21 protein-coding genes and 1 pseudogene are annotated in these 24,204 nt (G+C 71.1%); 12 read left to right on the top strand and 10 right to left on the bottom strand.

The annotated features are described in order from the left end of the window. Positions 1 to 28: 28 nt before the first annotated feature. Positions 29 to 1,462 (bottom strand): MFS transporter, encoded by a 1,434-nt coding sequence (locus ACZ6TU_RS36275; protein WP_467672743.1) that lies wholly within the window; start codon positions 1,460 to 1,462, stop codon positions 29 to 31. 281 nt (positions 1,463 to 1,743) lie between these two features. Here ACZ6TU_RS36275 and ACZ6TU_RS36280 point away from each other — a divergent pair, with 281 nt between their 5' ends. After that, positions 1,744 to 2,658, top strand: a complete 915-nt coding sequence (locus ACZ6TU_RS36280; protein ID WP_467672745.1) for a DUF3027 domain-containing protein — start codon at positions 1,744 to 1,746, stop codon at positions 2,656 to 2,658. A gap of 27 nt (positions 2,659 to 2,685) precedes the next feature. Here ACZ6TU_RS36280 and ACZ6TU_RS36285 read toward each other — a convergent pair whose 3' ends face one another. Both ACZ6TU_RS36285 and ACZ6TU_RS36290 read right to left on the bottom strand, forming a co-directional pair. Beyond that, entirely contained in the window at positions 2,686 to 3,591 is a 906-nt protein-coding gene (locus tag ACZ6TU_RS36285) for a hypothetical protein (RefSeq protein ID WP_467672747.1), read from the bottom strand. A 9-nt stretch (positions 3,592 to 3,600) separates the two neighbouring features. Further along, positions 3,601 to 4,466 (bottom strand): annotated as a pseudogene (locus ACZ6TU_RS36290) (helix-turn-helix domain-containing protein). A 275-nt stretch (positions 4,467 to 4,741) separates the two neighbouring features. Between ACZ6TU_RS36290 and ACZ6TU_RS36295 the strand changes: the two are divergent. The 5 genes from ACZ6TU_RS36295 to ACZ6TU_RS36315 all read left to right on the top strand — a co-directional run bounded on the left by ACZ6TU_RS36295 (position 4,742) and on the right by ACZ6TU_RS36315 (position 11,163). After that, complete coding sequence (locus tag ACZ6TU_RS36295; protein ID WP_469553056.1) at positions 4,742 to 5,617, top strand: helix-turn-helix domain-containing protein; 876 nt, start codon at positions 4,742 to 4,744, stop codon at positions 5,615 to 5,617. Beyond that, positions 5,614 to 5,868, top strand: coding sequence for a DUF397 domain-containing protein (locus tag ACZ6TU_RS36300; RefSeq protein ID WP_469553058.1), 255 nt, complete (start codon positions 5,614 to 5,616; stop codon positions 5,866 to 5,868). Before ACZ6TU_RS36295 ends, ACZ6TU_RS36300 begins: the two co-directional genes overlap by 4 nt. Before the next feature lie 59 nt (positions 5,869 to 5,927). Then, positions 5,928 to 9,074 (top strand): sacsin N-terminal ATP-binding-like domain-containing protein, encoded by a 3,147-nt coding sequence (locus ACZ6TU_RS36305; RefSeq protein ID WP_469553061.1) that lies wholly within the window; start codon positions 5,928 to 5,930, stop codon positions 9,072 to 9,074. A 173-nt stretch (positions 9,075 to 9,247) separates the two neighbouring features. Next, positions 9,248 to 10,114 (top strand): DUF5707 domain-containing protein, encoded by an 867-nt coding sequence (locus ACZ6TU_RS36310; RefSeq protein WP_469553063.1) that lies wholly within the window; start codon positions 9,248 to 9,250, stop codon positions 10,112 to 10,114. Positions 10,115 to 10,311: 197 nt separating this feature from the next. Further along, complete coding sequence (locus ACZ6TU_RS36315) at positions 10,312 to 11,163, top strand: hypothetical protein (protein ID WP_469553065.1); 852 nt, start codon at positions 10,312 to 10,314, stop codon at positions 11,161 to 11,163. Positions 11,164 to 11,169: 6 nt separating this feature from the next. Here ACZ6TU_RS36315 and ACZ6TU_RS36320 read toward each other — a convergent pair whose 3' ends face one another. From ACZ6TU_RS36320 to ACZ6TU_RS36330, 3 genes are all read right to left on the bottom strand, one after another. Beyond that, entirely contained in the window at positions 11,170 to 13,563 is a 2,394-nt protein-coding gene (locus tag ACZ6TU_RS36320; RefSeq protein ID WP_469553067.1) for an HAD-IC family P-type ATPase, read from the bottom strand. Between the two features lie 144 nt (positions 13,564 to 13,707). Then, positions 13,708 to 14,553 (bottom strand): class I SAM-dependent methyltransferase, encoded by an 846-nt coding sequence (locus ACZ6TU_RS36325; RefSeq protein WP_467672763.1) that lies wholly within the window; start codon positions 14,551 to 14,553, stop codon positions 13,708 to 13,710. A gap of 118 nt (positions 14,554 to 14,671) precedes the next feature. Then, positions 14,672 to 14,950 carry a DUF2530 domain-containing protein gene (locus tag ACZ6TU_RS36330; protein WP_467672765.1) on the bottom strand — a complete coding sequence of 93 codons (279 nt, stop codon included), beginning with the start codon at positions 14,948 to 14,950 and terminating at the stop codon, positions 14,672 to 14,674. A gap of 117 nt (positions 14,951 to 15,067) precedes the next feature. On the opposite strand from ACZ6TU_RS36330, the gene ACZ6TU_RS36335 reads away from it, so the two are divergent. After that, complete coding sequence (locus tag ACZ6TU_RS36335) at positions 15,068 to 16,519, top strand: NCS2 family permease (protein WP_467672766.1); 1,452 nt, start codon at positions 15,068 to 15,070, stop codon at positions 16,517 to 16,519. 17 nt (positions 16,520 to 16,536) lie between these two features. Here ACZ6TU_RS36335 and ACZ6TU_RS36340 read toward each other — a convergent pair whose 3' ends face one another. Further along, entirely contained in the window at positions 16,537 to 16,719 is a 183-nt protein-coding gene (locus tag ACZ6TU_RS36340) for a ribbon-helix-helix protein, CopG family (RefSeq protein WP_467672768.1), read from the bottom strand. 155 nt (positions 16,720 to 16,874) lie between these two features. On the opposite strand from ACZ6TU_RS36340, the gene ACZ6TU_RS36345 reads away from it, so the two are divergent. The 3 genes from ACZ6TU_RS36345 to thpR are packed head-to-tail and all read left to right on the top strand — an operon-like array spanning position 16,875 to position 19,329. Beyond that, a complete protein-coding gene (locus ACZ6TU_RS36345; protein ID WP_392039989.1) occupies positions 16,875 to 17,312 on the top strand; it encodes a MarR family winged helix-turn-helix transcriptional regulator in 438 nt (145 codons plus the stop codon). A gap of 30 nt (positions 17,313 to 17,342) precedes the next feature. Next, entirely contained in the window at positions 17,343 to 18,728 is a 1,386-nt protein-coding gene (locus ACZ6TU_RS36350; protein ID WP_469553072.1) for an MFS transporter, read from the top strand. Between the two features lie 28 nt (positions 18,729 to 18,756). Continuing rightward, a complete protein-coding gene (gene thpR, locus ACZ6TU_RS36355) occupies positions 18,757 to 19,329 on the top strand; it encodes an RNA 2',3'-cyclic phosphodiesterase (RefSeq protein ID WP_467672772.1) in 573 nt (190 codons plus the stop codon). 201 nt (positions 19,330 to 19,530) lie between these two features. Here thpR and ACZ6TU_RS36360 read toward each other — a convergent pair whose 3' ends face one another. Continuing rightward, a complete protein-coding gene (locus ACZ6TU_RS36360) occupies positions 19,531 to 20,523 on the bottom strand; it encodes an aldo/keto reductase (protein WP_469553075.1) in 993 nt (330 codons plus the stop codon). Between the two features lie 218 nt (positions 20,524 to 20,741). On the opposite strand from ACZ6TU_RS36360, the gene ACZ6TU_RS36365 reads away from it, so the two are divergent. Then, positions 20,742 to 21,491 carry an aminoglycoside adenylyltransferase family protein gene (locus ACZ6TU_RS36365; RefSeq protein WP_467672775.1) on the top strand — a complete coding sequence of 250 codons (750 nt, stop codon included), beginning with the start codon at positions 20,742 to 20,744 and terminating at the stop codon, positions 21,489 to 21,491. Here the strand turns inward: ACZ6TU_RS36365 and ACZ6TU_RS36370 are convergent. After that, positions 21,479 to 22,153, bottom strand: a complete 675-nt coding sequence (locus ACZ6TU_RS36370; RefSeq protein WP_467672777.1) for a GDSL-type esterase/lipase family protein — start codon at positions 22,151 to 22,153, stop codon at positions 21,479 to 21,481. The genes ACZ6TU_RS36365 and ACZ6TU_RS36370 overlap by 13 nt on opposite strands. 135 nt (positions 22,154 to 22,288) lie before the next feature. Here ACZ6TU_RS36370 and ACZ6TU_RS36375 point away from each other — a divergent pair, with 135 nt between their 5' ends. Continuing rightward, positions 22,289 to 23,263, top strand: a complete 975-nt coding sequence (locus ACZ6TU_RS36375; RefSeq protein ID WP_469553077.1) for a WD40 repeat domain-containing protein — start codon at positions 22,289 to 22,291, stop codon at positions 23,261 to 23,263. Positions 23,264 to 23,280: 17 nt separating this feature from the next. On the opposite strand, the gene ACZ6TU_RS36380 is transcribed toward ACZ6TU_RS36375, so the two are convergent. Next, positions 23,281 to 24,111: a TetR/AcrR family transcriptional regulator gene (locus ACZ6TU_RS36380; protein WP_467672781.1), complete on the bottom strand. Its 831-nt coding sequence runs from the start codon at positions 24,109 to 24,111 to the stop codon at positions 23,281 to 23,283. Between the last annotated feature and the right edge of the window lie 93 nt (positions 24,112 to 24,204).

A 24,204-nucleotide genomic window follows, 5' to 3' on the forward strand; every position in this document is an offset into this window, starting at 1 on the left:
CCACGCGGGGTACGGCGTGCCCGTACGGCTAGGCCACGCGCGGCCGTGTCGCACCACCGCGCCGGGCCGAGCCGATCAGCCCCCGTACGGTCGTCAGCCAGCCCGTGCCGACGATCGCGGCGCCCACCGCCAGCCCGAGCGTGCCGTTGAGCGGCATCGCGATGCCGACCGCCCCGCCCAGCACCCAGGACATCTGGAGCAGCGTCTCGGAGCGGGCGAAGGCCGACGTACGGACCAGCTCGGGCACGTCCCGCTGGATCAGCGCGTCGAGCGAGAGCTTGGCCAGGGCCTGCGCGAAGCCGGCGATCGCGGCCAGGCCGGCCACCAGGACCGCGCTGAAGAACAGCGCGGCCGTGATCGCCGCGCCCAGCACGCACGCCACGACCGTCACGATGATGATCTCCGGCGCCCGGGACCGGAGCCACGCCCCCACGGCCGTACCGAGCGCGTTGCCGACCCCCGCCGACACACCCACTATCCCCAGGGACACGGCGGCGCTCTGGCCGGAGATCGGGTGCTCGCGCAGCAGGAAGGCGAGGAAGAAGATCAGGAAGCCGGTGAGGCAGCGGATGGAGGTATTGGCGGCCAGGGCGTGAGTGACGGCCGGGCCGACCGTGCGCAGCCCGGGGCGCTTGACGGGGCGGCGGTGCGGCCCGTGCAGGTGCTCCTCGTCCGCAGCCAGCAGGGCGGTGTCCTCGCCCTTGGCGGAGTCGACCTTCGGCGGCAGCGTGAACGACAGAAACGTCCCTGCCGCGAAGATCACGAAGGCGCCGTACAGCGGCCAGCGCGGACCGATCTGCTGGAGTCCGGCGCCGATCGGCGCGGCGATGCCGGTGGCGAGGAGCCCGCCGAGGGTGACGCGCGAATTGGCCTTCACCAGGGAGAAGCCGGGCGGCAGCAGCCGGGGCACGACGGCGCTTCTGACCACCCCGTACGCCTTCGACGCGACGAGGACGCCGAGCGCCGCCGGATACAGCTGGAGGCTGCCGCTGACGACCGCGCCGGACAGGATGAGCGCGAGCAGCGCCCTGGCCAGCATCGCCCCGGCCATCGCGGCCCGGCGGCCGTGCGGGAGGCGGTCGAGGAGCGGGCCGATCACCGGCGCGAGGAGGGTGAAGGGCGCCATGGTGATGGCGAGGTACAGCGCGACACGGCCCCGGGCCTCGTCGGTCGGCACCGAGAAGAACACCGTCGACGCGAGGGCTACGGTGATCATCACGTCTCCGGCGCCGTTCACGCCGTGCAGCTCGATCAGCTTGCCGAGGCCGGACTCTCCGGCGCCGTGCGCATGGGTGGCCTTGCGGATGCCGCGGGCGGTGCCGGTGAAGGGGAGGTGCAGGGCACGGCCGACTGAGCGGAAGGAGCCGCCCGAACGGCCCGGCCCGCTCAGTCGGCTGTTTCCCTTGACCCTTTTCGACCCACCGGTCCCGGTGTGGCCCTGGGGCGTCCTCGCGGCTGCCACGACGTCATAGTGCCCCGAGATGGCTGTGGGTAGTGCCATTACCGCTCGTATAGGGCCTGTGGGGTGACTGTCCGGGGCGCGGGGCCCGATCGACACGGTGGTCGGAGCCATCGGTCAGGACCGTCGGTGTACGCGAAGTGGGGCGGAAGGGTAGCGTGCCTACCTCAGCCATCCCGCAAAATGGATGAAGGACGTCGACGCGGTCCCCTGGTCCGCTCCGTCCGCCCCAGGCGCTGGGAGTGGCGCACTCGTGAGACGGCGTATGGAGAGAAGCGATACCTGTGAGCGCAGCGACAACGCGAAGCCGCACCCCTGACCGTCTGTGCGCCGAGGCCGTCGACCTCGCACGCGCCGCAGCCGAGGAGGCCGCCGCGCCAGGGATCGTCGGCGAGCACGTGGGGACGGTCTCCGAGGGGGACCGCGTTGTCACGCACTTCTTCGAGTGCCGGGAGCTCGGGTACCGGGGCTGGCGCTGGGCTGTGACGGTGGCCCGGGCGTCCCGGGCGAAGATCGTCACGGTGGACGAGGCGGTGCTGCTGCCCGGCCCGGACGCGGTGCTCGCGCCCGAATGGGTGCCGTGGAGCGAGCGGCTGCGCCCGGGCGACATGGGGCCGGGCGACCTGCTGCCCACGGACGCCGAGGATCTGCGCCTGGAGCCTGGCTGGACCGGCGAGGACGAGCCGCCGCCGAACTCCGTCGTCTCCGCGGAGATGGCCGCCCTGGCCGAGGCCGAGGACGCGGAGGTCACCGCGGGGCCCCTGGCGGTTCCCACCCGCGGTTCGATCGCGGCGGTGGCCGAGGAACTCGGCGTGCGCCGGGCCCGGGTGCTCTCCCGCTACGGCCTGCACACCGCCGCCGACCGCTGGGAAGAGGCGTTCGGCCCCAAGACCCCGATGGCACAGGCGGCCCCCGCAGCCTGTGTGAGCTGCGGCTTCCTGGTCCGTATCGGTGGCTCCCTGAGTCAGGCCTTCGGCGTCTGCGCCAACGAGTTCTCACCGGCCGACGGGCGGGTCGTCTCCCTGGCCTACGGCTGCGGCGGTCACTCCGAGGCCGCGGTCATGCCCAAGCCGCCGCAGCCGGCCGCGCCGGTCATCGACGAGACCCGGGTGGACCCCTTCCCGCTGCGCCCGGCCCCGGACTCGGGTTCGGTGCCGGTGGCGGCGGACGAGGACACGGAGGAGCTGGGCCACTCGTAGCCGTGTCCCCGCCCTGTCGGCGATCGACTACTCGCCCTGCTCGTCCGAGAAGATCTGCTCGGCAGAGGGGGCGATCACGGCGCGCCGGTGCCAGCGGCGCAGAGTCTCGGGGTCACCACAGCTGACGATGCGCTCGCGGACCGCTTCGGGGACATCGATGCCGCGGACATCCAGAACCTCCAGGACGTCTTCGGCGGCTCGCCGGGCCTCGCCCTCGGCGCGGCCTTCTTCACGGCCTTCGTCGCGGATTTCTTCCGAGATGTACGACTTGTAGAAGGACAGGTCCACGGCCACCAGGTTCCTCCACTGTTCCGCGGCTGGGTGTTTGCCCAGGCCTTGTGCGATGAGTTCGACGATCGGGTCGGCGATGGGGTGCGGTGTGTCCCGCAGGACGGTTGTCACCGCTTTGAGTATGGCCCCGATGTCCCGATGCTTGACGTGGGTGATGGCGGACAGCGTGGCGAGTGCGAGGTCTTTGCGGACCTCGGCCGGGTCGGTGAGCACCGGCATGTTGTGCGGTCCCGCGACCAGCGGGCGCAGGGTGAGCAGGGGCCACTGGGGAGGGCCGAAGCTGACCGGGCGCGCCGCCCATTCCGCGGTGGCGCGGTCCTGGCAGACGACCAGGAGCAGCGGCTGGAGCCGGTATTTCGTGAGCAGGTACGAGGCGTAGTACGCCCAGCTCGCGGGCTTGTCCGGGTCCTTCTTGCCCTGCGCCTCGACCGCGAGCAGTAACGGCTCGTCGTCCTCGGTCTCCAGCCGGAGCAGGGTGTCGACGCGGCGTTCGAGCGGACGGGCCTCGGTGAGGTCGGTGGGCAGGACGGTGACCGACGTGGGTGGGGCGAAGTCGATGCCCAACACTTCGGAGACCCGGGAGAACAGCCCGGGGTGGTCCTGGAAGATGCGGTGCATCGCCTCGTGGGACGAGCTGACCATGGGGTGGTGTCAGGCCTTTCGTCGGGGTGGTGCGCCGGTACGGCAGTCGCGGCAGTGGCCGGGCTCGGGGGCGCGGAAGGCGCGGTCGCAGCCGTCGCAGGTCTGGAGTGGGTGCCGGGCGGTCGGTGCTGGAGCGGGGGCGCGGAACGGCGGTGGGGGCGGTAGCTGGGCTGTGAGGCGGTGGGCCAGGAGGGCGGCCGGGGGCGGCGTGGGCCCTCGGGTGGCAGGTCGGTGGTCAGGGCGTCTCGTACGGCCCTGGGGGTGACGTCGCGCTCCAGCCAGGCGGCGACGCCTGGGGCCAGGTGGGCGGTGTCGCAGGCGGAGAGGAGCAGACGGGGGTCGTGGCGGCGGAGGTCCGCGAGGAGGTCCGTGGCTTGCTGGAGGAGGGCGGGGGACGGGGAGGAGGGCCGCGGTACGGCGGGGAGGGGTTTGCGTGGGGCTCGCTTCTTCGGAGCCGGGTGCGCTCGTCGTAGGGTCCGGTCGTCGGTGGTCCGGTGTCCGGGCTGGTTGCAGGAGATCGTGCGGGTGATGATCCGGCCGTCGGGGACGCGTTCGCGCTCTCGCCGAAGGTAGCCGTGGGTTTCCAGCTCGCGCAGGGCGGCGGCGATACGGGTCGTGCCCTCGGGGAAGCGGGCGGCGAGGGTCTTGATGTCGATACGGGCGCCGGCCGGGAGGGACTGGATGTGCGTGCCGAGCCCGATCGCGAGCAGCGACAGCTCCGGGTGCTGCGCGAGGTGGTTGCCGATCACCGTGAAGCGGGTGGTGTGGCGGGTGTTGTCGTGAACCAGGCCGGCGTGCGGGTGCCGGTTCGGGTGCTTCTTCCCGGCAACGCGGGTATGGGCGTGCGGGGGCGCGCTAGGGTTCTGCGTATCCATCAGGAAGGCTCTTCTTCCTCGGTGGTCAGGCCCTCGCACTGGGATTGCCGTCCCGGCGGGGGCCGTCGCATGTCTGCGGTTGTGTTGCGCCGAGCGTAGGGCCGACAACCAGACGCCACGCCAGCCGAGTTGGCGAGGTTCACCCGGGCGAGTGAGCGGGCGCCGAGGGTGGGGTTTGGTGAGGTTCTTTCACCGTTGTGGTCCTTGGGATGACCGCCCGCGGCACCGGAGCCCGGGCGGTCGGTTTCCGGTGGCGTACGACGGAGGGATACGGCATGACGGTCGAGGCAGAGGCGGGTCGGCTCAGGACCGAGGCGGACGAGCCGGGTTGGGAGGTGGATCCCGACGACGAGTGGGGCGTCGCGGTCATCGCCACGGTGGGGCGGCAGCTGAAGCTGCGGCGGGAGGCGGTGGGGATTCGGGCCGCCGAGTTCGGAACGGCCGTCGGGTACGGCGAGGACCTGGTCTACAAGATCGAGGGCGGGAAGCGGATTCCTCGCCAGGAGTACCTGGTCAAGGCCGACGAGGTGTTGGACGCGGGTGGGCTCATCGCCGCGACGTGGGAGGACGTCAAGAAGGTCCGGTATCCGAAGAAGGTGCGGGACCTGGCGCAGATGGAGGCCAAGGCGGTCGAGCTTCAGCTCTACGATCCGCTGAACATCCACGGCCTGTTGCAGACGCCGGAGTACGCACGCGGGCTGCTCCTGATGCGGCGCCCCGCGTACACCGAGGAGGAGGTGGAGCGGTTCATCGCGGCGCGCGTGGCCCGCAAGGCCGTCTTTGAGCGGGATCCCGCGCCCGAGATCAGCTTCGTCCTGGAGGAGTGGACGCTGCGGCGTCCCCTGGGAGGCAGGACGGTGTTGCGCCGCCAGCTGGAACACTTGCTGGAGGCAGGACAGTTGCGCAATGTCGAGCTTCAGGTGATGCCGATGGACCGGGAGGAGCACGCCGGACTGGCCGGTGGCATCGAGGTGCTGAAGTTCGAGGACGGCTCGGTGGTGGGTCGTTCGCCGGTGGTGACCAACGGCAGGCCGGTCTCCGAGCCGAGGCAGCTCCGTATCCTGGAACTGCGGTACGGCATCATCCGGGCACAGGCTCTCACTCCACGTGAGTCGACGGCCTTCATCGAGCACCTGCTGGGGGAAACATGATCCGCAACATAGACCTGGTGTGGTTCAAGAGCAGCTACAGCAGTGGCAGCGAGGGCGACTCCTGCGTCGAGGTGGCGCTGAGCTGGTTCAAGAGCAGCTACAGCAGCAGCAGCGAGGGCGACTCCTGCGTCGAGGTCGCCACCACCCCCGCCACCGTCCACATCCGGGACTCCAAGCACACCGAAGGTCCCCGGCTCGCCGTCGCTCCCGCCGCATGGGTGGATTTCGTGACGTACGCGTCCGAGAGCTGACCGGAGCCGGGCGGGGCGCACACCCCCGCTCCGCAGGCGGTACCTTCGTCCTCTCGTCGATGAGGAGAAGGAACGTGAGCAGCAAGTTCGTGCGGCCCGCCGCCGAGGGCGCCGACCCGTTCGGTACGGCACGTCTGCGGCGCGGCGTCATCGACGCCTGGGCCACCAGCCCCGCCCGGTTCCGTGAGGACGCCAACGCCGAGGAGGACCTGGTCCTCGGTGGCTACCGGGACCGGCTCGTCGTCGAACTCGCGCAGAACGCCGCCGACGCGGCGGCCCGGGCCGGTGTGCCCGGACGGCTGCGGCTCACCCTCCGTGATGGTGTGCTCGTCGCCGCCAACACCGGCGCGCCGCTGGACGCGGCCGGGGTCGAGTCGCTGTCCACCCTGCGCGCTTCGGCGAAGCGGGAGACCCACGAGCAGGCCGTCGGGCGGTTCGGCGTCGGGTTCGCCGCCGTCCTCGCCGTCACCGACGAGCCCGCCGTCGTCGGCCGGCACGGCGGTGTCCGCTGGTCCCTCGCCGAGGCCCGGGAACTGGCCGCCGACGCCGCCCGGCACAGCCCCGGCCTCGGGGACGAGGTCCGGCGGCGCGACGGTCACGTACCGCTGCTGCGGCTGCCGTTCGCCGCCGAGGGCACCGCCCCCGACCCGTACGACACCGCCGTCATCCTCCCGCTGCGCGACACCCCCGCCGCCGACCTCGCCGAACGCCTGCTGCGGGCGGTCGACGACGCGCTGCTGCTCACCCTCGCCGGCCTCGAAGAGGTCGTCGTCGAGATCAACGGCGAGAGCCCCCGCACCATCTCCCGCCGCACCGACGGCCCCTTCACCGTCATCGACGACTCCGGTGACGGCGTCACCTACTGGCGCACCACCGCCGCCCACGGCCCGCTCACCCCCGAGCTGCTCACCGGCCGACCGGTCGAGGAGCGGCTGCGCCCCCACTGGTCGGTCACCTGGGCCGTACCCGTGGACTCCGACGGCAGCCCGGCCCGGCCCCGCACCAGCCCGGTCGTGCACGCCCCCACCCCCAGCGACGAGCCGCTCGGCGTCCCCGCCCTGCTCATCGCCTCGTTCCCGCTGGACTCCACCCGCCGGCACGCCGCCCCCGGCCCGCTGACCGACTTCCTGATCCAGCGCGCGGCCGACTCCTACGCCGAACTCCTCGGCGACTGGCGGCCGGTGACGGCCGGGCTCATCGACCTCGTGCCCGGCCCGCTCGGCAGGGGCGAGCTGGACGGCTCCCTGCGCCAGGCGATCCTGGAGCGGCTGCCGCGCACCTCCTTCCTGCCGCCCGCCGCCGAGCGCCGCGAGCACGACGGCGATGACCTGCCCGAGTCGCTGCGGCCCCGGGACGCCGAGGTCGTCGAGGGCGCGGGCGCGGACACGGTGCGGGTGCTCGCAGAGGTGCTTCCCACGCTGCTGCCCGCCGGCCTCGAACGCCGGGCGGAGCTGCGCACGCTGGGCGTCGCCCGCGTGCCGCTGACCGACGCGATCGACCGGCTGGCCGGGCTGGAGAAGGACCCCGGCTGGTGGCGGCGGCTCTACGACAGCCTGGCCGGGGTCGACCCGGACCGGCTGTCGGGCCTGCCGGTGCCGCTCGCGGACGGCCGTACGACGATCGGCCCCCGGCAGGTCCTGCTGCCCGGCCCGGACGCCACCGGTATCGACCCGGAGACCCTGGCCCGGCTCGGACTGAAGGTCGCCCATCCGGACGCCGCGCACCCGATCCTGGAGAAGCTGGGCGCCCTGCCCGCGACCCCGCGCGCCGTGCTCACCACCCCGCAGGTCAGGGCCGCCGTCGCCGCGTCGCTGGACGACGAGGGCGGCGTGCTGTGGGAGGAGGACGCCCTCGACGCGGAGGAACTGGCCGACACCGTCCTCGCGTTGGTGCGGGACGCCGGGCTGGAGCCCGGTGACGAGCCCTGGCTCGGCGCGCTCGCCCTGCCCGACGAGGACGGCGAACCGGCTCCGGCCTGCGAACTCGTCTTCCCCGGCGGCCCGTTCGCCCAGGTCATGCGCGAGGGCGAACTGGCCGCGGTGGACGCCGAGCTGGCCTCGAAGTGGGGCGAGCAGCCGCTGGCGGCCTGCGGGGTGCTGGTGAACTTCGCGCTCGTCCGCGCCACCGACGTCGTCCTCGACCCCGACGAACTGGAGCCCCGGGAGGGCGACTTCGCCGAGCCCGACGACGCGGGCCTGCTGGACGCGGTCGACGTGTGGGCGGAGGACGTCCTCGACCGTTTCCCGGACAGCCCGGTGCCGCCGGTCGCGACCGAGATCGTCGCCGTACGGGATCTGGATCTGGTCGACGAGGACAAGTGGTCCCAGGCCCTGTCCCTGTTGTCGCAGCCGCCCCTGCGGGACGCGATCGTCCAGCCCGTGCGCGTCCTGCTGCCGGACGGCACGCACGAGGTCGTACGGCCGTACACGGCGTGGTGGCTGCGCGGGAACCCGGTCCTGGACGGCCGCCGCCCCGCGGGCCTGCGCGCCGCCGGCGGCGACCCGCTCCTGCGCGGTCTCTACGAGGAGGCCGACGCGACCGGTTTTGACGACGAGCAAGTACTGCGGGCGCTGGGCGTACGGACGTCCGTCGCCGCGCTGCTGGACGAGCCCGGCGGTGCCGCCGAACTCCTCGACCGGCTCGCCGACCCGGAGCGCGAGGTGACGGACGCCCAACTGCACGCGCTGTACGGGGCCCTGGCCGAACTGGACCCGGAGCAGGTGACCCTGCCGGACGAGCTGCGTGCCGTCATCGACGGCCGGGTGGAGGTCGTGGACGCGGCCGACGCCGTGGTGTGCGACTCACCGGACCTGCTGCCCTTCACCGAAGGCATCTCCCTGCTGCCGGTCCGCCCGTCCCGGGCCGCCGAACTGGCCGAACTCTTCCAGGTGCGGCGCCTGAGCGAGTCGGTCACCGGGCAGGTCACCTCGGAGGGCACCGAACACGAAGTCCCGGACTCGGTCCGCGTCCTGCTCGGGCCCCGCACCCCCTCCTTCTACATCGAGCACGAGGAACTCGCCGTCGACGGCGTGGAGATCGACTGGCGCCTGACGGACGACGACGTCCTGCACGCCGCCACCCTGGAGGGCGTCGCCGCGGGCCTGGCCTGGGCGGCGGGGCAGTGGCCGCGGCGGTTCGAGGTGGCGGCACTGCTGGAGGATCCGTCGCGGACGGAGGAGCTGGCGCGGGATCGGTGGTTCGACTGAAGCGTGCGGTGGCGTCTGATTGTTCGGTGAAAACTCCCGCACAAATTTTTCACTTCTCGTACAACCAAGCGCCTTGCTCGCGAATCTGATCACGTGAGTCAACAGACTCCACGATCACTTGGGCCCCAGGAGCCGACGACGAGCGCCGGGGCCCCTCTCCACCTGGAGAACGCATGCGTATCCGAGCCACTGTGGCCGCCGTCACCGGCGCCCTGGCCCTTTCCGCCCTGGCCGTTCCCGCCGCGCAGGCGGACGACCACATGCCGAGCCTGGCCTCCCTGGTCCCGTCCACCTCGAAGGCCACGCCGTTCGCGGCCGCCGCCCCGGCGGACGAGGGCGTGGGCGACACCAAGATCACGAGCGTGACCGTCAACAGCGGCAAGAACATCGTGGTCGGCACCACGCAGAAGAAGGCCTTCACCGTCTCCGTGACGGCCACCGACCAGGCAGGCATCCACGACGCCTTCGCGATGCTGTGGCACGGCCCGGACGTCGAGAACGCCGACGGCGCGATCGTGCCGGAGAACCTGGACGACGAGCAGGTCGGCACCTGCACCAACTCCAGCCCGACCACCGCCACCTGCAAGGTCACGCTGATCGCCGACCCGAACGAGAACATCTACAGCAACATCCTGGCCGGCACCTGGAAGGTGTGGGCCGGTGCTGCCGGTAACGACGACGACTACGTGATCCGCGAGGCCTTCAAGACGGCCAAGGTCCAGCGGGCCTCCAAGCTCACCGTCAACGCCTCCCCGGAGCCGGTGACGAAGGGCAAGACCATCACGGTCACCGGCAAGCTGTCCCGCGCCAACTGGGACGACCACAAGTACCACGGCTACACCAACCAGCCGGTGAAGCTCCAGTTCCGCAAGAAGGGCTCGGACACCTACACCACGCTGAAGACCATCAAGTCCAACTCCACGGGCGAGCTGAAGACCACCGTCAAGGCCTCCACCGACGGCTACTTCCGCTACTCCTTCGCGGGCACGACGACCACCCCGGCCGTCAACGCCACGGGTGACTTCGTCGACGTGCGATAACACCGTCCCCACGCGGACGACACCGCCGGCCACGGGATCCGTTCCGGGGCCGGCGGTGCCGCATGTCTCCGGGTGTGTCAAACATTGCGGATGAGATGGCAAAACCCGGACCGGGTCGTACAACCTGTTCCCGGGCTCGTGGATCTGATCGCGTGAGTCAACAGACTCCTAGATCACTTCTCCACCTTGGGGAACACATGCACATCCGAGCCACCGTGGCCGCCGTCGCCGGCGCCCTGGCCCTCTCCGCCCTCGTCGTCCCGGCCGCGCAGGCCGCCGACGCGCCGTCCGGCAAGGCGGCCTTCAGCTCCGCCTCGGCCGACGCCGACTCGGGCACCACCGCGACCCTCGACGTCACCTTCTCCGACATGAAGGTCAACAGCGGCAAGAACATCGTCGTCGGCACCACGAACGTGGTCAGCTTCCCCGTCACCTACACCGTGACCCACGCCGCGGACCTCGACACCAGCTCCGACAACTTCGCCACCGGCCCGCTCATCTACCACGGTTCCTCGGTGGACACCGCGGACAACGTCTTCATCAGCGACGACCCGGCCACCTGCACCGCCGCCTCGTCGACCGTCCTCGACTGCAAGGGCGTCATCAGCATCCGCCCGGCCGACGGCGACCTGTTCAACTCCGACGCCGGCACCTGGGGCGCCGGCGCCCTCGCCGTCACCAGCAACGGCGACGAGAAGGAGCAGGGCGGCCTCGGAACCACCAAGGTGCAGCGCTACTCCAAGCTGACCGTCAACGCCGGCCCCGAGCCCGTGTACAAGGGCAAGACCATCACGTCCACCGGCAAGCTGTCCCGCGCCAACTGGGAGGACAACGCCTACCACGGCTACACCAACCAGCCGGTCAAGCTCCAGTTCCGCAAGGCGGGCACCAGCACGTACACCACGGTCAAGACGGTGTACTCCGACCAGTACGGCAACCTGAAGGCCACCGCCACCGCCCAGTACGACGGCTACTGGCGCTTCAGCTTCGCCGGCACGACGACCACCCCGGCGGTCAGCGCCACGGGCGACTACGTCGACGTGAAGTAACCCCGGCTACGCCGGGAAGCGGCGGTCCACCCACCTCCACAGGAGTTCCAGGGTGGCCGCCGCCACCACCGCGATGCCGACCGCGATCCACGGCATCGTCATCCCGACCAGCTTCAGTGCGAAGAAGTGCTGGAGCCACGGCACGACGAGGACCAGCAGGAACGCCCCGGCCATCGCCGCCACCAGGGCGACGCGCCACCAGGTGTAGGGGCGGGCGATGATCGCCAGGACCCACATCGAGATGAGGAACAGCGTGAGCGTCGCGGCGCTGGTCTCGGCGTCCAGCGCGCCCGCGCCCGTGTAGTGCTGCCGGGCGATCAGGTAGGTCGCGAAGGTCGCCACCGCGGCCAGCACGCCGCCCGGGATCGCGTACCGCATCACCCGCCGCACGAAGTTCGGCTTCGCGCGCTCCTTGTTGGGTGCGAGCGCGAGGAAGAAGGCCGGGACGCCGATCGTCAGGGTCGAGAGCAGCGTCAGGTGGCGCGGCAGGAACGGGTACTCGACCTGCGAGCAGACCACCAGGATCGCCAGCAGCACCGAGTAGACCGTCTTGACGAGGAACAGGGTCGCGACCCGCGTGATGTTGCCAATGACCCGGCGGCCCTCCGCCACCACCGACGGCAGCGTCGCGAAGCTGTTGTTCAGCAGCACGATCTGCGCGACCGCCCGGGTCGCCTCCGAGCCGGAGCCCATCGCGACGCCGATGTCGGCGTCCTTCAGGGCGAGGACGTCGTTCACGCCGTCGCCCGTCATCGCGACCGTGTGCCCGCGGGACTGCAACGCGCCCACCATGTTCCGCTTCTGCTGCGGGGTGACCCGCCCGAACACCGTGCCGTCGTCGAGGGCCCGTGCCATCCCCTCCTGCTCGGCGGGCAGCCGGCGCGCGTCCACGGTGGTGCCGGACAGCCCCAGCTTGGACGCGACCGCGCCGACCGACACCGCGTTGTCGCCGGAGATGACCTTGGCGGCCACGTTCTGGTCGGCGAAGTAACGCAGCGTGTCGGCCGCGTCCGGCCGCAGCCGCTGTTCCAGGACCACCAGGGCGGTGGGCTTCGCTCCCTCGGCCACCTCCGGGTCGTCGAGGTCCCGGTCGACCCGGGCGAGCAGCAGCACCCGCAGGCCCTGCTCGTTCAGCCGCTCGGTCTCGGCGAGGGCCGGGGCGTCGTCGGGCAGCAGGACGTCCGGCGCCCCGAGCAGCCAGGCGCTCGTCTCCCCGCCGGCCTCGGCGAACGCGGCGCCGCTGTACTTGCGGGCGGAGGAGAACGGCAGTGCCTGGACGCAGCGCCAGTCCTCGGCGGCCGGCCAGGCGTCGATGATCGCCTTGAGGGAGGCGTTCGGCCGGGGGTCCGACGCGCCGAGGGCGCCGAGCACCTCGCCTACGTACGTCTCGTCGGCGCCCTGGAGGGGCCGCAGCTCGGTGACGTCCATGCCGCCCTCGGTGAGGGTGCCGGTCTTGTCGAGGCAGACCGTGTCCACCCGGGCCAGCCCCTCGATCGCGGGCAGCTCCTGGACGAGGCACTGCTTGCGGCCCAGGCGGACGACGCCGATGGCGAAGGCGACCGAGGTGAGCAGGACCAGCCCCTCGGGGACCATCGGGACGATGCCGCCGACCGTCCGCGCGACGGAGTCCTTGAAGGCGTTGTCCTTCACGAACAGCTGGCTGATGATCAGGCCGATCGCGGTCGGGACCATCATCCACGTGACGTACTTGAGGATCGTGGAGATGCCGGAGCGCAGCTCGGAGTGGACGAGGGTGAACCGGGACGCCTCCTCGGCGAGCTGCGCGGCATACGCCTCCCGCCCGACCTTCGTGGCCTGGAAGGCCCCGCCGCCCGCGACCACGAAGCTGCCCGACATCACCTGGTCGCCGGGGGGTTTGACGACCGGGTCCGCCTCGCCGGTGAGCAGCGACTCGTCGATCTCCAGCCCGTCGGCCTCGACACAGACACCGTCGACGACGACCTTGTCGCCGGGCCCGATCTCGATCAGGTCGTCGAGGACGATCTCGGAGGTGCTGACCTGGCCGGAGGCCCCGTCCCGGCGGACGGTGGGACGCACCTCACCGATCAGCGCGAGCGAGTCCAGCGTCTTCTTCGCCCGCCACTCCTGGACGATCCCGATACCGGTGTTGGCGAGGATCACGAAGCCGAACAGGCTGTCCTGGATCGGCGCCACGACCAGCATGATCAGCCACAGCACGCCGATGATCGCGTTGAAGCGGGTGAAGACGTTCGCGCGGACGATGTCGACGGTGGAGCGGCTGCTGCGCACCGGCACGTCGTTGACCTGGCCGCGCTCCACCCGCTCGGCGACCTGAGCCCTGGTCAGGCCGGTCTCGCGTGAGGTGACCGTCGCCGGCCGTACGGAGTCCGGCCGGGCACCCGCGTCGAGATGCGTCATGCATTCGACAGTACGTGCGGATTTGCCGCTTCACCTGCCGAATGTGGGGAAGATCCGACCTGGGAAGGACGGGCGTCGTGCCCTGGTCGTACGGCAGTTGTACGTCCCTCGGATCCCCCTCGGACCCCGGTGCCACCCTCGGCGTCAGCCCGCCCGGCGCGCGGTGAGCAGCAGGTACTCCCACTCCAGGACGGTCCCGCCCCCGCCTGTCCCCAGGCCCCCGTCGCGGGCGAGGTCCGCCAGGTCGCGGTCGAGGGCGGCGGTGCGCTCGGGGTCGCCGGCGATGTTCTTGTAGACGGTGATCGTGGGTCCGTAGCGCTCCTTGAAGTAGTCGCGGAACGCCTCGGGCGTCTCGAAGCGACTGACCTGGACGGTCCGGCGCTCGGCGCGCACGTCCGTGACCCGGTCGCCGAGGAGCGCGCGCACATGGTCCTCGTCTCCCCACAGCGGGGGCGGCTGCGCGCCGGGCGGAGGCGGTGGCGCGTACGGCTTCATCGTGGCGAACATCCGGCCGATGAAGCCCTGCGGCGTCCAGCTCAGCAGGCCGATGGTGCCGCCCGGTCGGCAGACCCGGACGAGTTCGTCGGCGGCCCGCTGGTGGTGCGGTGCGAACATCACACCGACGCAGGACAGCACGGTGTCGAACTCCGCGTCGCCGAAGGGCAGGGCCTCGGCGTCGGCCTCCTGCCAGCTGAGCTCCGCGCCCCGCTGCGCGGCCACGCGCCGGCCGGCCTCGAACAGCTCCGGAGCCAGGTCCGAGGCGACCACGTCCGCGCCGGCCAGGGCCGCCGGGATCGCGGCGTTGCCGGTGCCGGCGCCCACGTCCAGCACCCGCCGGCCGGAGCGCACCCCGCACGCCTCGACCAGGACCGCCCCGAGACCGGGGATCACCTCGGCGGCCAGGGACGGGTAGTCGCCCTGCGCCCACATCGCCCGGTGCTTGGCCTTCAGAGCCCGGTCCGCCTCGGTCGCGCTCTTCTGCGTCGTCATGGCTGCGCTCCTCACCGGTGGGCGGCAGCCGCGACGGTTTCGGGCATTTCGCCGCCTCCCTCCGAGCGTAGGGAGGGGACGCGGGAGTGTCTCGCCGGGAAGCGGGCGGGAAACGCGCCTACTCGGCCGACGGAGCCGGCGTCACGTCCTGCTGGGTCGCCGCCCGCTTGATCGCGGCATCGCGCTTACGGACGTACCAGACGCCGATCAGCCCCAGACCGCCGCCGGCCAGGCAGGTCCACAGCCACCACGTGCGGCCGTGGTCCTCGAACCAGCCGTAGAAGGGAAGCTGGACCAGGAAGAGGACGAACCAGAGGATCGTGCCGCCGGTGACGGTGGCGACCACGGGGCCCTCCAGGGGCTCCGGCGCCTCGTGTCGGGGGGTCCATTTCGCCATGGGGACAGCTTACGAGGCGATCAGGTCTACGCGCGGAGATGTGCGATCGGGGCCTTATATGTTCATACTGAAACGGTTTGTGTCTGACCACTTCTCTTCGTAGGAAACACCAAACACATGTCCTCCTCGGCTCCCGCCAAGGTCCCCGCCCCTGAACAGCCGGGAGCCGGGCCCACGTACGGCGCACTCGACCGCTTCTTCCGGATCTCCGAGCGGGGCAGCACGCTGTCCCGTGAGGTCCGGGGCGGCCTCGCCACCTTCTTCGCGATGGCCTACATCATCGTGCTGAACCCGATCATCCTCGGCAGCGCCAAGGACATGTACGGTCACCAGCTCGACAACGGACAGCTGGTCACCGCCACGGCCCTCACCGCCGCGCTCACCACCCTCCTCATGGGCGTCATCGGCAACGTCCCGATCGCGCTCGCCGCCGGCCTCGGTGTGAACTCCGTCGTCGCCCTCCAGCTCGCCCCGCGCATGTCCTGGCCGGACGCGATGGGCATGGTGGTCCTCGCCGGGTTCGTGGTCATGCTGCTGGTCGCCACGGGCCTGCGCGAGCGCGTCATGAACGCCGTCCCCTACGGACTGCGCAAGGCCATCTCCATCGGCATCGGCCTGTTCATCATGCTGATCGGGCTCGTCGACGCCGGCTTCGTCTCCCGTATCCCGGACGCCGCCCGGACCACCGTCCCGCTCCAGCTCGGCGGTGACGGTCACCTCAACGGCTGGCCGGTGCTGGTCTTCGTGCTGGGCGTGCTGCTCACGCTCGCCCTGATCGTGCGCAAGGTCTCCGGCGCGATCCTGATCTCGATCGTCGCCATGACCGTCGTGGCCGTGGTCATCGAGGCCGTGGCCAAGGTGCCGACCTGGGGTCTCACCACCCCGAAGTGGCCCGGCAACCCGGTCGCCAGTCCCGACTTCGGGCTGGTCGGCCAGGTGAGCCTGTTCGGCGGCTTCGAGAAGGTCGGCGTGCTGACCGGTGTGCTGTTCGTCTTCACCGTGCTGCTGTCGTGCTTCTTCGACGCGATGGGCACGATCATGGGCGTCTCCGACGAGGCGAAGCTGACCGACGCGCAGGGGCAGATGCCCGGCATCAACAAGGTGCTGTTCGTCGACGGTCTCGCGGTCGCCGCCGGCGGTGCCAGCTCCTCCTCGGCGACCACCGCCTTCGTCGAGTCCACGGCCGGTGTCGGCGAGGGTGCCCGGACCGGCCTCGCGAACGTCGTCACCGGTGGTCTCTTCGCCGTCGCCCTCTTCCTGACGCCGGTCGCCACGATGGTGCCCTCCCAGGCGGCCACCCCGGCCCTGCTCGCGGTCGGCTTCCTGATCCTGGCCGGCTCGGTCAGGGAGATCGACTGGGCGGACCACACGATCGCCATCCCGGCCTTCGTGACGATGCTGATGATGCCGTTCACGTACTCGATCACCAACGGCATCGGCATGGGCTTCATCACCTTCGCCGTGCTGCGCCTGGCGGCCGGGCGGGGCCGTGAGGTGCCGACGGCGATGTACGCGGTGGCGGCGGTGTTCGCGTTCTACTACCTGATGCCGGCGCTGGGCCTGACCTGAGCCGATCCGGGGCGCGATCACGTGACCCCGTAGAACCTCTCCGTCTCCTCGACGGCGGTCTGGAACCGTTCGTCGAAGTCATCTCGAACGAGCGTCCGGACGACGTAGTCCTGGACGCTCATTCCCCTTTTCGCGGCATGGTGCCGGAGCCGTTCGAGCAGCTCGTGGTCTATTCGCAGGCTGAGCACACTGGTCCCCATGGTCATGAGGGTCGCGGCACCCTTCGGTGCGGTGTGTCACGTTCCGCCGCCGGATCACCCATATGAGTGATGTCACGCTTCAGTGGCCAGCGTCACGGGCATTCGTGCGTGTCCCGGGTAGTCCTTAGCGAGAGTAATGAGTTACGCTAAAGAACATGCCGGACCTCAGCCATGGCGACGATGTAGCCGCCGTGAACTCCCTCCGATCCGCCGTGATGCGGCTGTCCCGTCGGCTCAAGCACCAGCGGGTCGACGAGTCGCTCAGCCCCACCGAGATGTCGGTGCTCGGCACCCTGTCCCTGTGCGGCAGGGCCACACCGGGCGAGCTCGCCCGCAAGGAGCATGTCCAGCCGCCCTCGATGACCCGCATCGTGGCGCTGCTGGAGTCCAAGGGACTGGTCCGTCTGGAGCCGCACCCCGAGGACCGGCGCCAGAAGGTCGTGACGCGCACCGAGCAGGCCGAAGCGATGCTCGAGGAGAGCCGCCGCAAGCGGAACGCGTTCCTGGCCTCGCTGGTGGAGAACCTCGACGAGGACGAGTGGGCGAAACTGAGCGCCGCCGCCCCCGTGCTGGAGAAGCTCGCGCATCTGTAAGCCGTAGTCGTCGCAAGGAGGCGAACCCTTTTGAGTACGGGACCCGGAGCAGCTTCCGTCCCCGCACCTGATCCCCACGACTCCCCGCCCACCTCCGACACACGCCCCTCCGACGACGCCCGGCCGGTCCGCAAGTCCTCGACGTTCTCCTCCCTGAAGGTCAGGAACTACCGCCTGTTCTTCATGGGACAGGTCGTCTCCAACATCGGCACCTGGATGCAGCGCATCGCCCAGGACTGGCTGGTGCTCAGCCTCACCGGCTCCTCCGCGGCCGTCGGCATCACGACGGCACTCCAGTTCCTGCCGATGCTGCTCTTCGGGCTCTACGGCGGTGTCCTCGTCGACCGGCTGCGCAAGCGGCCCACCCTGCTCGTCACACAGTCGTCGATGGCCCTCACCGCCGTCGCCCTCGCCGTCCTCACGCTCACCGGCCATGTCCAGGTGTGGCACGTGTACGTCGCCGCCTTCGCGGTCGGTCTCGCCACGGTGGTCGACAACCCGGCCCGGCAGTCCTTCGTCTCCGAGCTGGTCGGCCCGAAGCAGTTGCAGAACGCGGTCAGCCTGAACTCCGCGAACTTCCAGTCCGCCCGCCTGGTCGGCCCCGCCGTCGCGGGCCTGCTGATCACCGGCGTCGGCACCGGCTACGCGTTCCTCTTCAACGGCCTGTCCTTCATCGCGCCGCTCACCGGCCTGCTGCTGATGCGCGCACGCGAGCTGCACGCCGTCGAACGCGCCCCGCGCGGCAAGGGGCAACTGCGCGAAGGCGTCCGCTACGTCACCGGCCGCCCGGAGCTGATCTGGCCGATCGTCCTGGTCGGCTTCGTCGGCACCTTCGCCTTCAACTTCCCCGTCTACCTCTCGGCCTTCGCGGAGCACGTGTTCCACGCGGGCGCGGGCGCGTACAGCATGTTCAACACGCTGATGGCGGTCGGTTCGGTCGCGGGCGCCCTGCTCGCGGCCCGGCGAGGCACGGCCCGGCTGCGGCTGCTGATCGCGGCGGCCATGGTCTTCGGCGCGCTGGAGATCGTGGCCGCCACGACACCGACGCTGTGGATGTTCGCCCTGCTCATGGTCCCGCTGGGCCTGTTCGGCATGACGGTCAACGTCACGACGAACACCAGCATCCAGATGTCCACCGACCCGGCCATGCGCGGCCGTGTCATGGCCCTCTACATGATGGTCTTCCTCGGCGGCTCCCCGGTCGGCGCGCCGATCGTCGGCTGGGTCACCGACACGTACGGCGCCCGGGTCGGCCTCGCGGCCGGCGGTGCCGTCGCGGCCGTCGCCGCGGCCGTGATCGGCCTGATCCTGGCCCGCGTCGGCAACCTCCGCCTGTCGGTCGGCTGGCACCGTGGCCACCCGCGGGTGCGGTTCGTCCCCAGGGAGCAGCAGGAGGTACTGGCTCCGGCGGCGTAGGGCGGGGCGGGGGCGGCAGACTGGCCGTATGAGACTCTTCGCCGCCGTGCTGCCCCCTGACGAGGTGCGTCGTGAACTCGGCGCAGTGGTCGACGAGTTGCGCAAGCTGCCCGGTGCCGACGGGATGCGCTGGACCGGCCGTCCCGGCTGGCACTTCACGCTCGCCTTTTACGGTGAGGTCGACGACGACCTCGTCCCCGAGCTGTCGGCCCGCCTCGAGCGCGCCGCGCGCCGTACCGCACCCTTCCCGCTGGCCATGCGGGGTGGCGGTCAGTTCGGGCACGGCAAGGCACTGTGGGCCGGGGCCGAAGGTGACCTGGCGACCCTGCGGCTGCTGGCCGAACGGGCGGAGGCGGCGGGGCGGAAGGCGGGTGTGCCGATGGGGGAGAACCGCCGGTACAAGCCCCACCTGTCGGTGGCACGGAGCCGGGAGGCAGGGGACGTGCGAGCGTATGTGGACGCCCTGGCGGGGTTCACGGGCCGAACCTGGACGGTGGACGAGCTGGTGCTGGTGCGGAGCAATCTGCCGACGTCGGGGGTTCCGGGCGAGCAGCCCCGGTACGAGGCGGTCGGCCGCTGGGCGCTCGGCGGCGCCGGTTAGGCTCGGTGGCGTGGACCCGAAAACCCGCAACCGGATCATGGCCGGTGTGCTCGTGCTGATGTTTCTCGTCGTCGCCTTGGCTTCCGTGCTCGGGAGGTAGGGCGGTGGGGGAACTGCGGACGGCTGCTCTTCGGCTGCGGGCCGGTGGGGGCCGGTCGCGCAGTTCCCCGCGCCCCTGACGGGGCGCTTGCCCTCACGGCGTCACCAGGCGAAGGCCTCCGGTGACGGGCCCGGCCCCGGGAAGATCTCGTCCAGGCCGGTCAGGAGCTCCTCGGACAGCTCCAGCTCGGCCGCGCGGACCGCGGAGGCGAGCTGCTCGGCCGTGCGGGGGCCGACGATCGGGCCGGTCACGCCGGGGCGGGTGAGCAGCCAGGCCAGCGCGGCCTCGCCGGGCTCGATGCCGTGCTTGTCGAGCAGGTCCTCGTAGGACTGGATCTGCGCGCGGGTGGCGGGGTCGGCGAGCGCGTCGGCGGCGCGGCCGGAGGTGCGGCGTCCACCCTCGGCCTCCTTCCTGATCACACCGCCCAGCAGACCGCCGTGCAGCGGCGACCAGGGGATCACGCCCAGCCCGTAGTCCCGCGCGGCCGGGATGATCTCCATCTCGGCGCGCCGCTCGGCGAGGTTGTACAGGCACTGCTCGCTGACCAGCCCTATGGTCCCGCCCCGCCGGGCGGCGATCTCGTTGGCCTGGGCGATCTTGTAGCCGGGGAAGTTCGACGACCCGACGTACAGGATCTTGCCCTGCTGGATCAGGACGTCGATCGCCTGCCAGATCTCCTCGAAGGGGGTGTCCCGGTCGATGTGGTGGAACTGGTAGACGTCGATGTAGTCGGTCTGGAGCCGCTTGAGGCTGGCGTCCACGGCCCGCCGGATGTTGACGGCGGAGAGCTTGTCGTGGTTGGGCCAGGCCGGGCCGTCGGCGCCCATGTTGCCGTACACCTTCGTGGCCAGGACGACCTTGTCGCGCCGTCCCTCGCCCTTGGCGAACCAGTTGCCGATGATGCTTTCGGTACGGCCCTTGTTCTCGCCCCAGCCGTAGACGTTGGCGGTGTCGAAGAAGTTGATGCCCGCGTCCAGCGCCGCGTCCATGATGGCGTGGCTGTCGGCCTCGTCGGTCTGCGGGCCGAAGTTCATGGTGCCGAGGACGAGCCGGCTGACCTTGAGTCCCGTACGTCCGAGCTGCGTGTACTCCATGCTGCCCAAGCCAACGTCTTGAAGTGCGCTCCAAGCAAGCAGGTACCTGGGGAAGCGTGCTTTCCTCCACGTTTTCCCTACGGCTGTACGGCACGTGCTCGTCGACCTCGGCACCGCCGTGGCGGACCGGCTGGGAAGTCAGTCGCGGGGGAGCTCGTCGGTCTTGAGGATGAGGCCGATGTCCGTGATGGTGAGTTCGACGCTCGGGAGGAGCGCATGTGCCAGAGCAGCCCGCCACCGACCACCTCGTCCAGCTCCTCCGCACCACCCTCGGCGACTCCGTCCTCGGCATCTACCTGCACGGCTCCGCCACCCTCGGCGGCCTCCGCCCGCACAGCGACATCGACGTCCTGGCCGTCGTACGGGACCGCACGACGCACGCCCAACGCCGGGCCCTGGTGGAGGAGTTGCTCAAGGTGTCCGGCGTGGACGGGCGGCGGCACGTGGAGCTGATCGTCGTCGTACAGGACGACGTACGGCCCTGGCGCTACCCGCCCACCTGCGACTTCCTCTACGGCGACTGGCTGCGGGACGACTACGAGCGCGGAGGGACCCCGGCCCCCGAGCCCACCCCCGATCTCGCGCCTCTCCTCACGATGGTCCTGCGCGCCGACGCCCCGCTCCACGGGCCGCCGCCCGCCGAGCTCCTCGACCCCGTCCCGCACGACGACCTCAGGCGCGCCATCGTCGCCGGCGTGCCGGAGCTGATGGCCGAGCTGGACTCCGACACCCGCAACGTGCTGCTCACCCTCGCCCGGATCTGGATCACCCTCACGACCGGGACCGTCCATTCGAAGGACGCGGCGGCCGAGTGGGCGCTCGACCGGCTCCCCGCCGAGCACCGGCCTGTCCTCGCCCGCGCCCGGGCCGTCTACCTGGGGGTGGAGGAAGAGCGCTGGGACGACCTGGCGCCCCGGCCCTGTGCGGAGTTCCTGACCCGGATGATCACCGAGAGTCACTCCTCGTAGGGCTCGCCCAGGTCCCAGGCCTGGTACATCGCCTCGGCGAAGGCCGCCGCGATCTTGTGCTCGCCGCTGTCGTTGGGGTGGGTGCCGTCGTAGGTGTCGGCGTGGATGTCGTAGGAGGGCGGGGTCGAGGCCAGGAGGACGGGCGAGCCGGGCTCGTCGAGGTCCGCGGCCGTCTTCGCCAGCAGTTCGTTGAAGCGGGCGACCTCGGCGGCGAAGGCCGGGTCGGACTCGGCCCGGACGTTCGGGGTCACCGGCAGCCACACCATCCGCACCCGCCGGTTCGCCGCCCGCGCCTCGGCGGCGAAGGCCCGGACGTTCTCGGCGGTCTGCTCGGCGTTCGTGTAGAAACCCAGGTCGATCAGGCCGAGGGAGACCAGAAGGACATCCGCGCGGCACGACCGCACCGCCTCGCCGATCAGCGGCGCCATGTGCAGCCAGCCCTCGCCCCAGCCGGCCAGGTGCGCCCGCGGGAAGTCCGGGTCGGCGTACGCGTACGAGGTCGGGGCGTCGGCGAGCTTGTCGTGGAGCGTCTCGCGCGGGCCGACGAGGGTGAAGGAACCGCCGTAGGAACGGCACAGGTGCTGCCACATCCGGTAGCGCCACGTGTGTTCGCCCGCGCTTCCGATCGTCATGGAGTCACCGACGGGCATGAACCTGAGCATCCGCTCATCATGAACGATCAGACCGCCCGGCGGGGTGTGAGTCGGGCCACCCGCCGTGGACAACCCCACAACCCGCCAACCCTCGTGATCCGTTACCCGCGATGAACCGCCGAGCGGGATGGCAGGCTTGGGGGCATGCGCCGACCGTTCGCCATCCTCGCCGCGGCCCTCCTCGTGGGCGCCTTCGCCGTGCCCGCCTCCGCCGCCGACGGCGACGAGGACTTCACGATCAAGGATCCGCGCATCACCGAGTCCAGCGGTCTGGCCGCCTCCCGCCTCCACCCCGGCATCTACTGGACGCACAACGACAGCGACGACGGTCCCTACATCTACGCCGTCGACAGCAGGACGGGCGAGACCGTCGCCCGCCTCACCCTCACCGGCGTCGGCACGCCCCGGGACGTCGAGGCCATATCCATCGGCCCGGACAACCGGATCTACGTCGGCGACACAGGCGACAACCTCGGCGGCAGCTGGCCCCACGTGTGGATCTACGAGCTGCCCGAGCCGAAGACGCTGAAGGACCAGACGATCCGGGCCACGCAGTACGTCGTGAAGTACTCCGACGGGGCCCGCGACGCCGAGTCCCTCGTCGTGCACCCGAAGACCGGCCGGGTCTACATCGTCGACAAGAACGAGAAGGGCGGGCACCTGTACGAGGGGCCCGCCGAGCTCTCCGCGTCCGGCACGAACGTCTTCCGGCCCGTGGCCGCCGTGCCCGACCTGGAGGCCACCGACGCCACGCTCTCCCCGGACGGCCAACACCTCGTCGTACGCAGCTACTTCGGTGCGATCGCGTACGACTGGAACGGCGGGAAGATCAAGCGGAAGGAGCGGCTCGGCGTGCCGTTCCTCGGCCAGGGGGAGTCCGTCACCTACACCGCCGACGGGACGAGGCTCATGTACGGCGCCGAGGGGGCCGACAGCTCGGTGGAGGGGCAGGACGCGCCCGGTGGCTCCGGATCCTCCTCCGGCAGCGGGAGTTCGTCCGCGGAGGGCAAAGGCGACAGCGGCGAGGGGCTCGGCGGCAACCTCAAGACCGGCGCCATCGCCGTGGCCGTGGCCTGCGCCGCTCTGCTCGGCCTGCGCGGGCTGAGGCGGCGCCGGTAGCAGCCGGAGGCGACGGCTTACGAGGCCGACTCGCCTCGGCGTTGCGTGACGAGTACCTCCAACCCGTCCAGGATCCGCTGGAGTCCGAACCCGAAGTGGTCGAAGTCGGGCCCGAACGTGTCCTCGGAGAGCGACGCCATGACCGGGTAGCGGCCCGACGCCAGGACCTTCTCCAGCACTGGCACCTGTGCCTTCCAGAACTTCGCGTCCGTCAGGCCCGTCCGGCGCTCCGCCTCCTGCTGGTAGAGCTGCGTGCGCGCGGCCCCGACGACGTACCCGTCGATCATGATGATCGCGGAGACGAGTTCGGGGTCGGTCAGCCCCATCGGGCGGATCAGGGTGAGGACCTTCTCCATGCCGTCCATGGCGCTCGGGCCGAGAATCGGGCGGGACTGGTTGACCTGGAGCAGCCAGGGGTGACGGCGGTACAGGGCCAGGGTCTCGCGGGCCATGGCCTCCAGGGCGGCGCGCCAGCCGCCGTCGCCCAGGTCGGCCGGATTCTCGGAGGGGCGCTGGACCCGGTCCAGCATCAGGTCGAGCAGCTCGCCCTTGCCGGGGACGTACCGGTAGAGCGACATGGTGCCGGTGCCGAGTTCGGCGGCGACGCGGCGCATGGAGAGCCCCTCCAGACCTTCCGTGTCCGCGACATGGACGGCGGCTTCCACGATCCGGTCCAGGGTCAGGGTCGGCTTGGGGCCGCGGCTGGGACGCCGGCCGGTGTCCCACAGCAGTTCGAGGGTGCGGGCGATATCGCCGCTGCCGCTGGTCTCCGTACTGCCCGCACCGCCTGTACTGCCCGTACCGCCTGTACTGCCTGTGCCGCTCGTACCGCTCGTGCCGCTCTCCATGAGCCCAGCTTAGGTCCCCGGCGAAAAACTGGGTACGGCGTACGCACAATCGGGTACGCTGTACCCAGTTCGGTGCCGGACGCAGGGCACGAG

The sequence above is a fragment of the Streptomyces sp. NPDC052064 genome, assembly GCF_055585925.1.

Excerpts from the sequence above, each read along its gene's own strand:
- ACZ6TU_RS36295 (WP_469553056.1), top strand. The coding sequence starts at position 4,742 with ATGACGGTCGAGGCAGAGGCGGGTCGGCTCAGGACCGAGGCGGACGAG.
- ACZ6TU_RS36360 (WP_469553075.1), bottom strand. The coding sequence starts at position 20,523 with ATGGAGTACACGCAGCTCGGACGTACGGGACTCAAGGTCAGCCGGCTC.
- ACZ6TU_RS36310 (WP_469553063.1), top strand. The coding sequence starts at position 9,248 with ATGCGTATCCGAGCCACTGTGGCCGCCGTCACCGGCGCCCTGGCCCTT.
- ACZ6TU_RS36335 (WP_467672766.1), top strand. The coding sequence starts at position 15,068 with ATGTCCTCCTCGGCTCCCGCCAAGGTCCCCGCCCCTGAACAGCCGGGA.
- ACZ6TU_RS36325 (WP_467672763.1), bottom strand. The coding sequence starts at position 14,553 with ATGACGACGCAGAAGAGCGCGACCGAGGCGGACCGGGCTCTGAAGGCC.
- thpR (WP_467672772.1), top strand. The coding sequence starts at position 18,757 with ATGAGACTCTTCGCCGCCGTGCTGCCCCCTGACGAGGTGCGTCGTGAA.
- ACZ6TU_RS36375 (WP_469553077.1), top strand. The coding sequence starts at position 22,289 with ATGCGCCGACCGTTCGCCATCCTCGCCGCGGCCCTCCTCGTGGGCGCC.
- ACZ6TU_RS36345 (WP_392039989.1), top strand. The coding sequence starts at position 16,875 with ATGCCGGACCTCAGCCATGGCGACGATGTAGCCGCCGTGAACTCCCTC.
- ACZ6TU_RS36320 (WP_469553067.1), bottom strand. The coding sequence starts at position 13,563 with ATGACGCATCTCGACGCGGGTGCCCGGCCGGACTCCGTACGGCCGGCG.
- ACZ6TU_RS36300 (WP_469553058.1), top strand. The coding sequence starts at position 5,614 with ATGATCCGCAACATAGACCTGGTGTGGTTCAAGAGCAGCTACAGCAGT.
- ACZ6TU_RS36380 (WP_467672781.1), bottom strand. The coding sequence starts at position 24,111 with ATGGAGAGCGGCACGAGCGGTACGAGCGGCACAGGCAGTACAGGCGGT.
- ACZ6TU_RS36370 (WP_467672777.1), bottom strand. The coding sequence starts at position 22,153 with ATGCTCAGGTTCATGCCCGTCGGTGACTCCATGACGATCGGAAGCGCG.
- ACZ6TU_RS36305 (WP_469553061.1), top strand. The coding sequence starts at position 5,928 with ATGAGGAGAAGGAACGTGAGCAGCAAGTTCGTGCGGCCCGCCGCCGAG.
- ACZ6TU_RS36285 (WP_467672747.1), bottom strand. The coding sequence starts at position 3,591 with ATGGTCAGCTCGTCCCACGAGGCGATGCACCGCATCTTCCAGGACCAC.
- ACZ6TU_RS36315 (WP_469553065.1), top strand. The coding sequence starts at position 10,312 with ATGCACATCCGAGCCACCGTGGCCGCCGTCGCCGGCGCCCTGGCCCTC.
- ACZ6TU_RS36330 (WP_467672765.1), bottom strand. The coding sequence starts at position 14,950 with ATGGCGAAATGGACCCCCCGACACGAGGCGCCGGAGCCCCTGGAGGGC.
- ACZ6TU_RS36340 (WP_467672768.1), bottom strand. The coding sequence starts at position 16,719 with ATGGGGACCAGTGTGCTCAGCCTGCGAATAGACCACGAGCTGCTCGAA.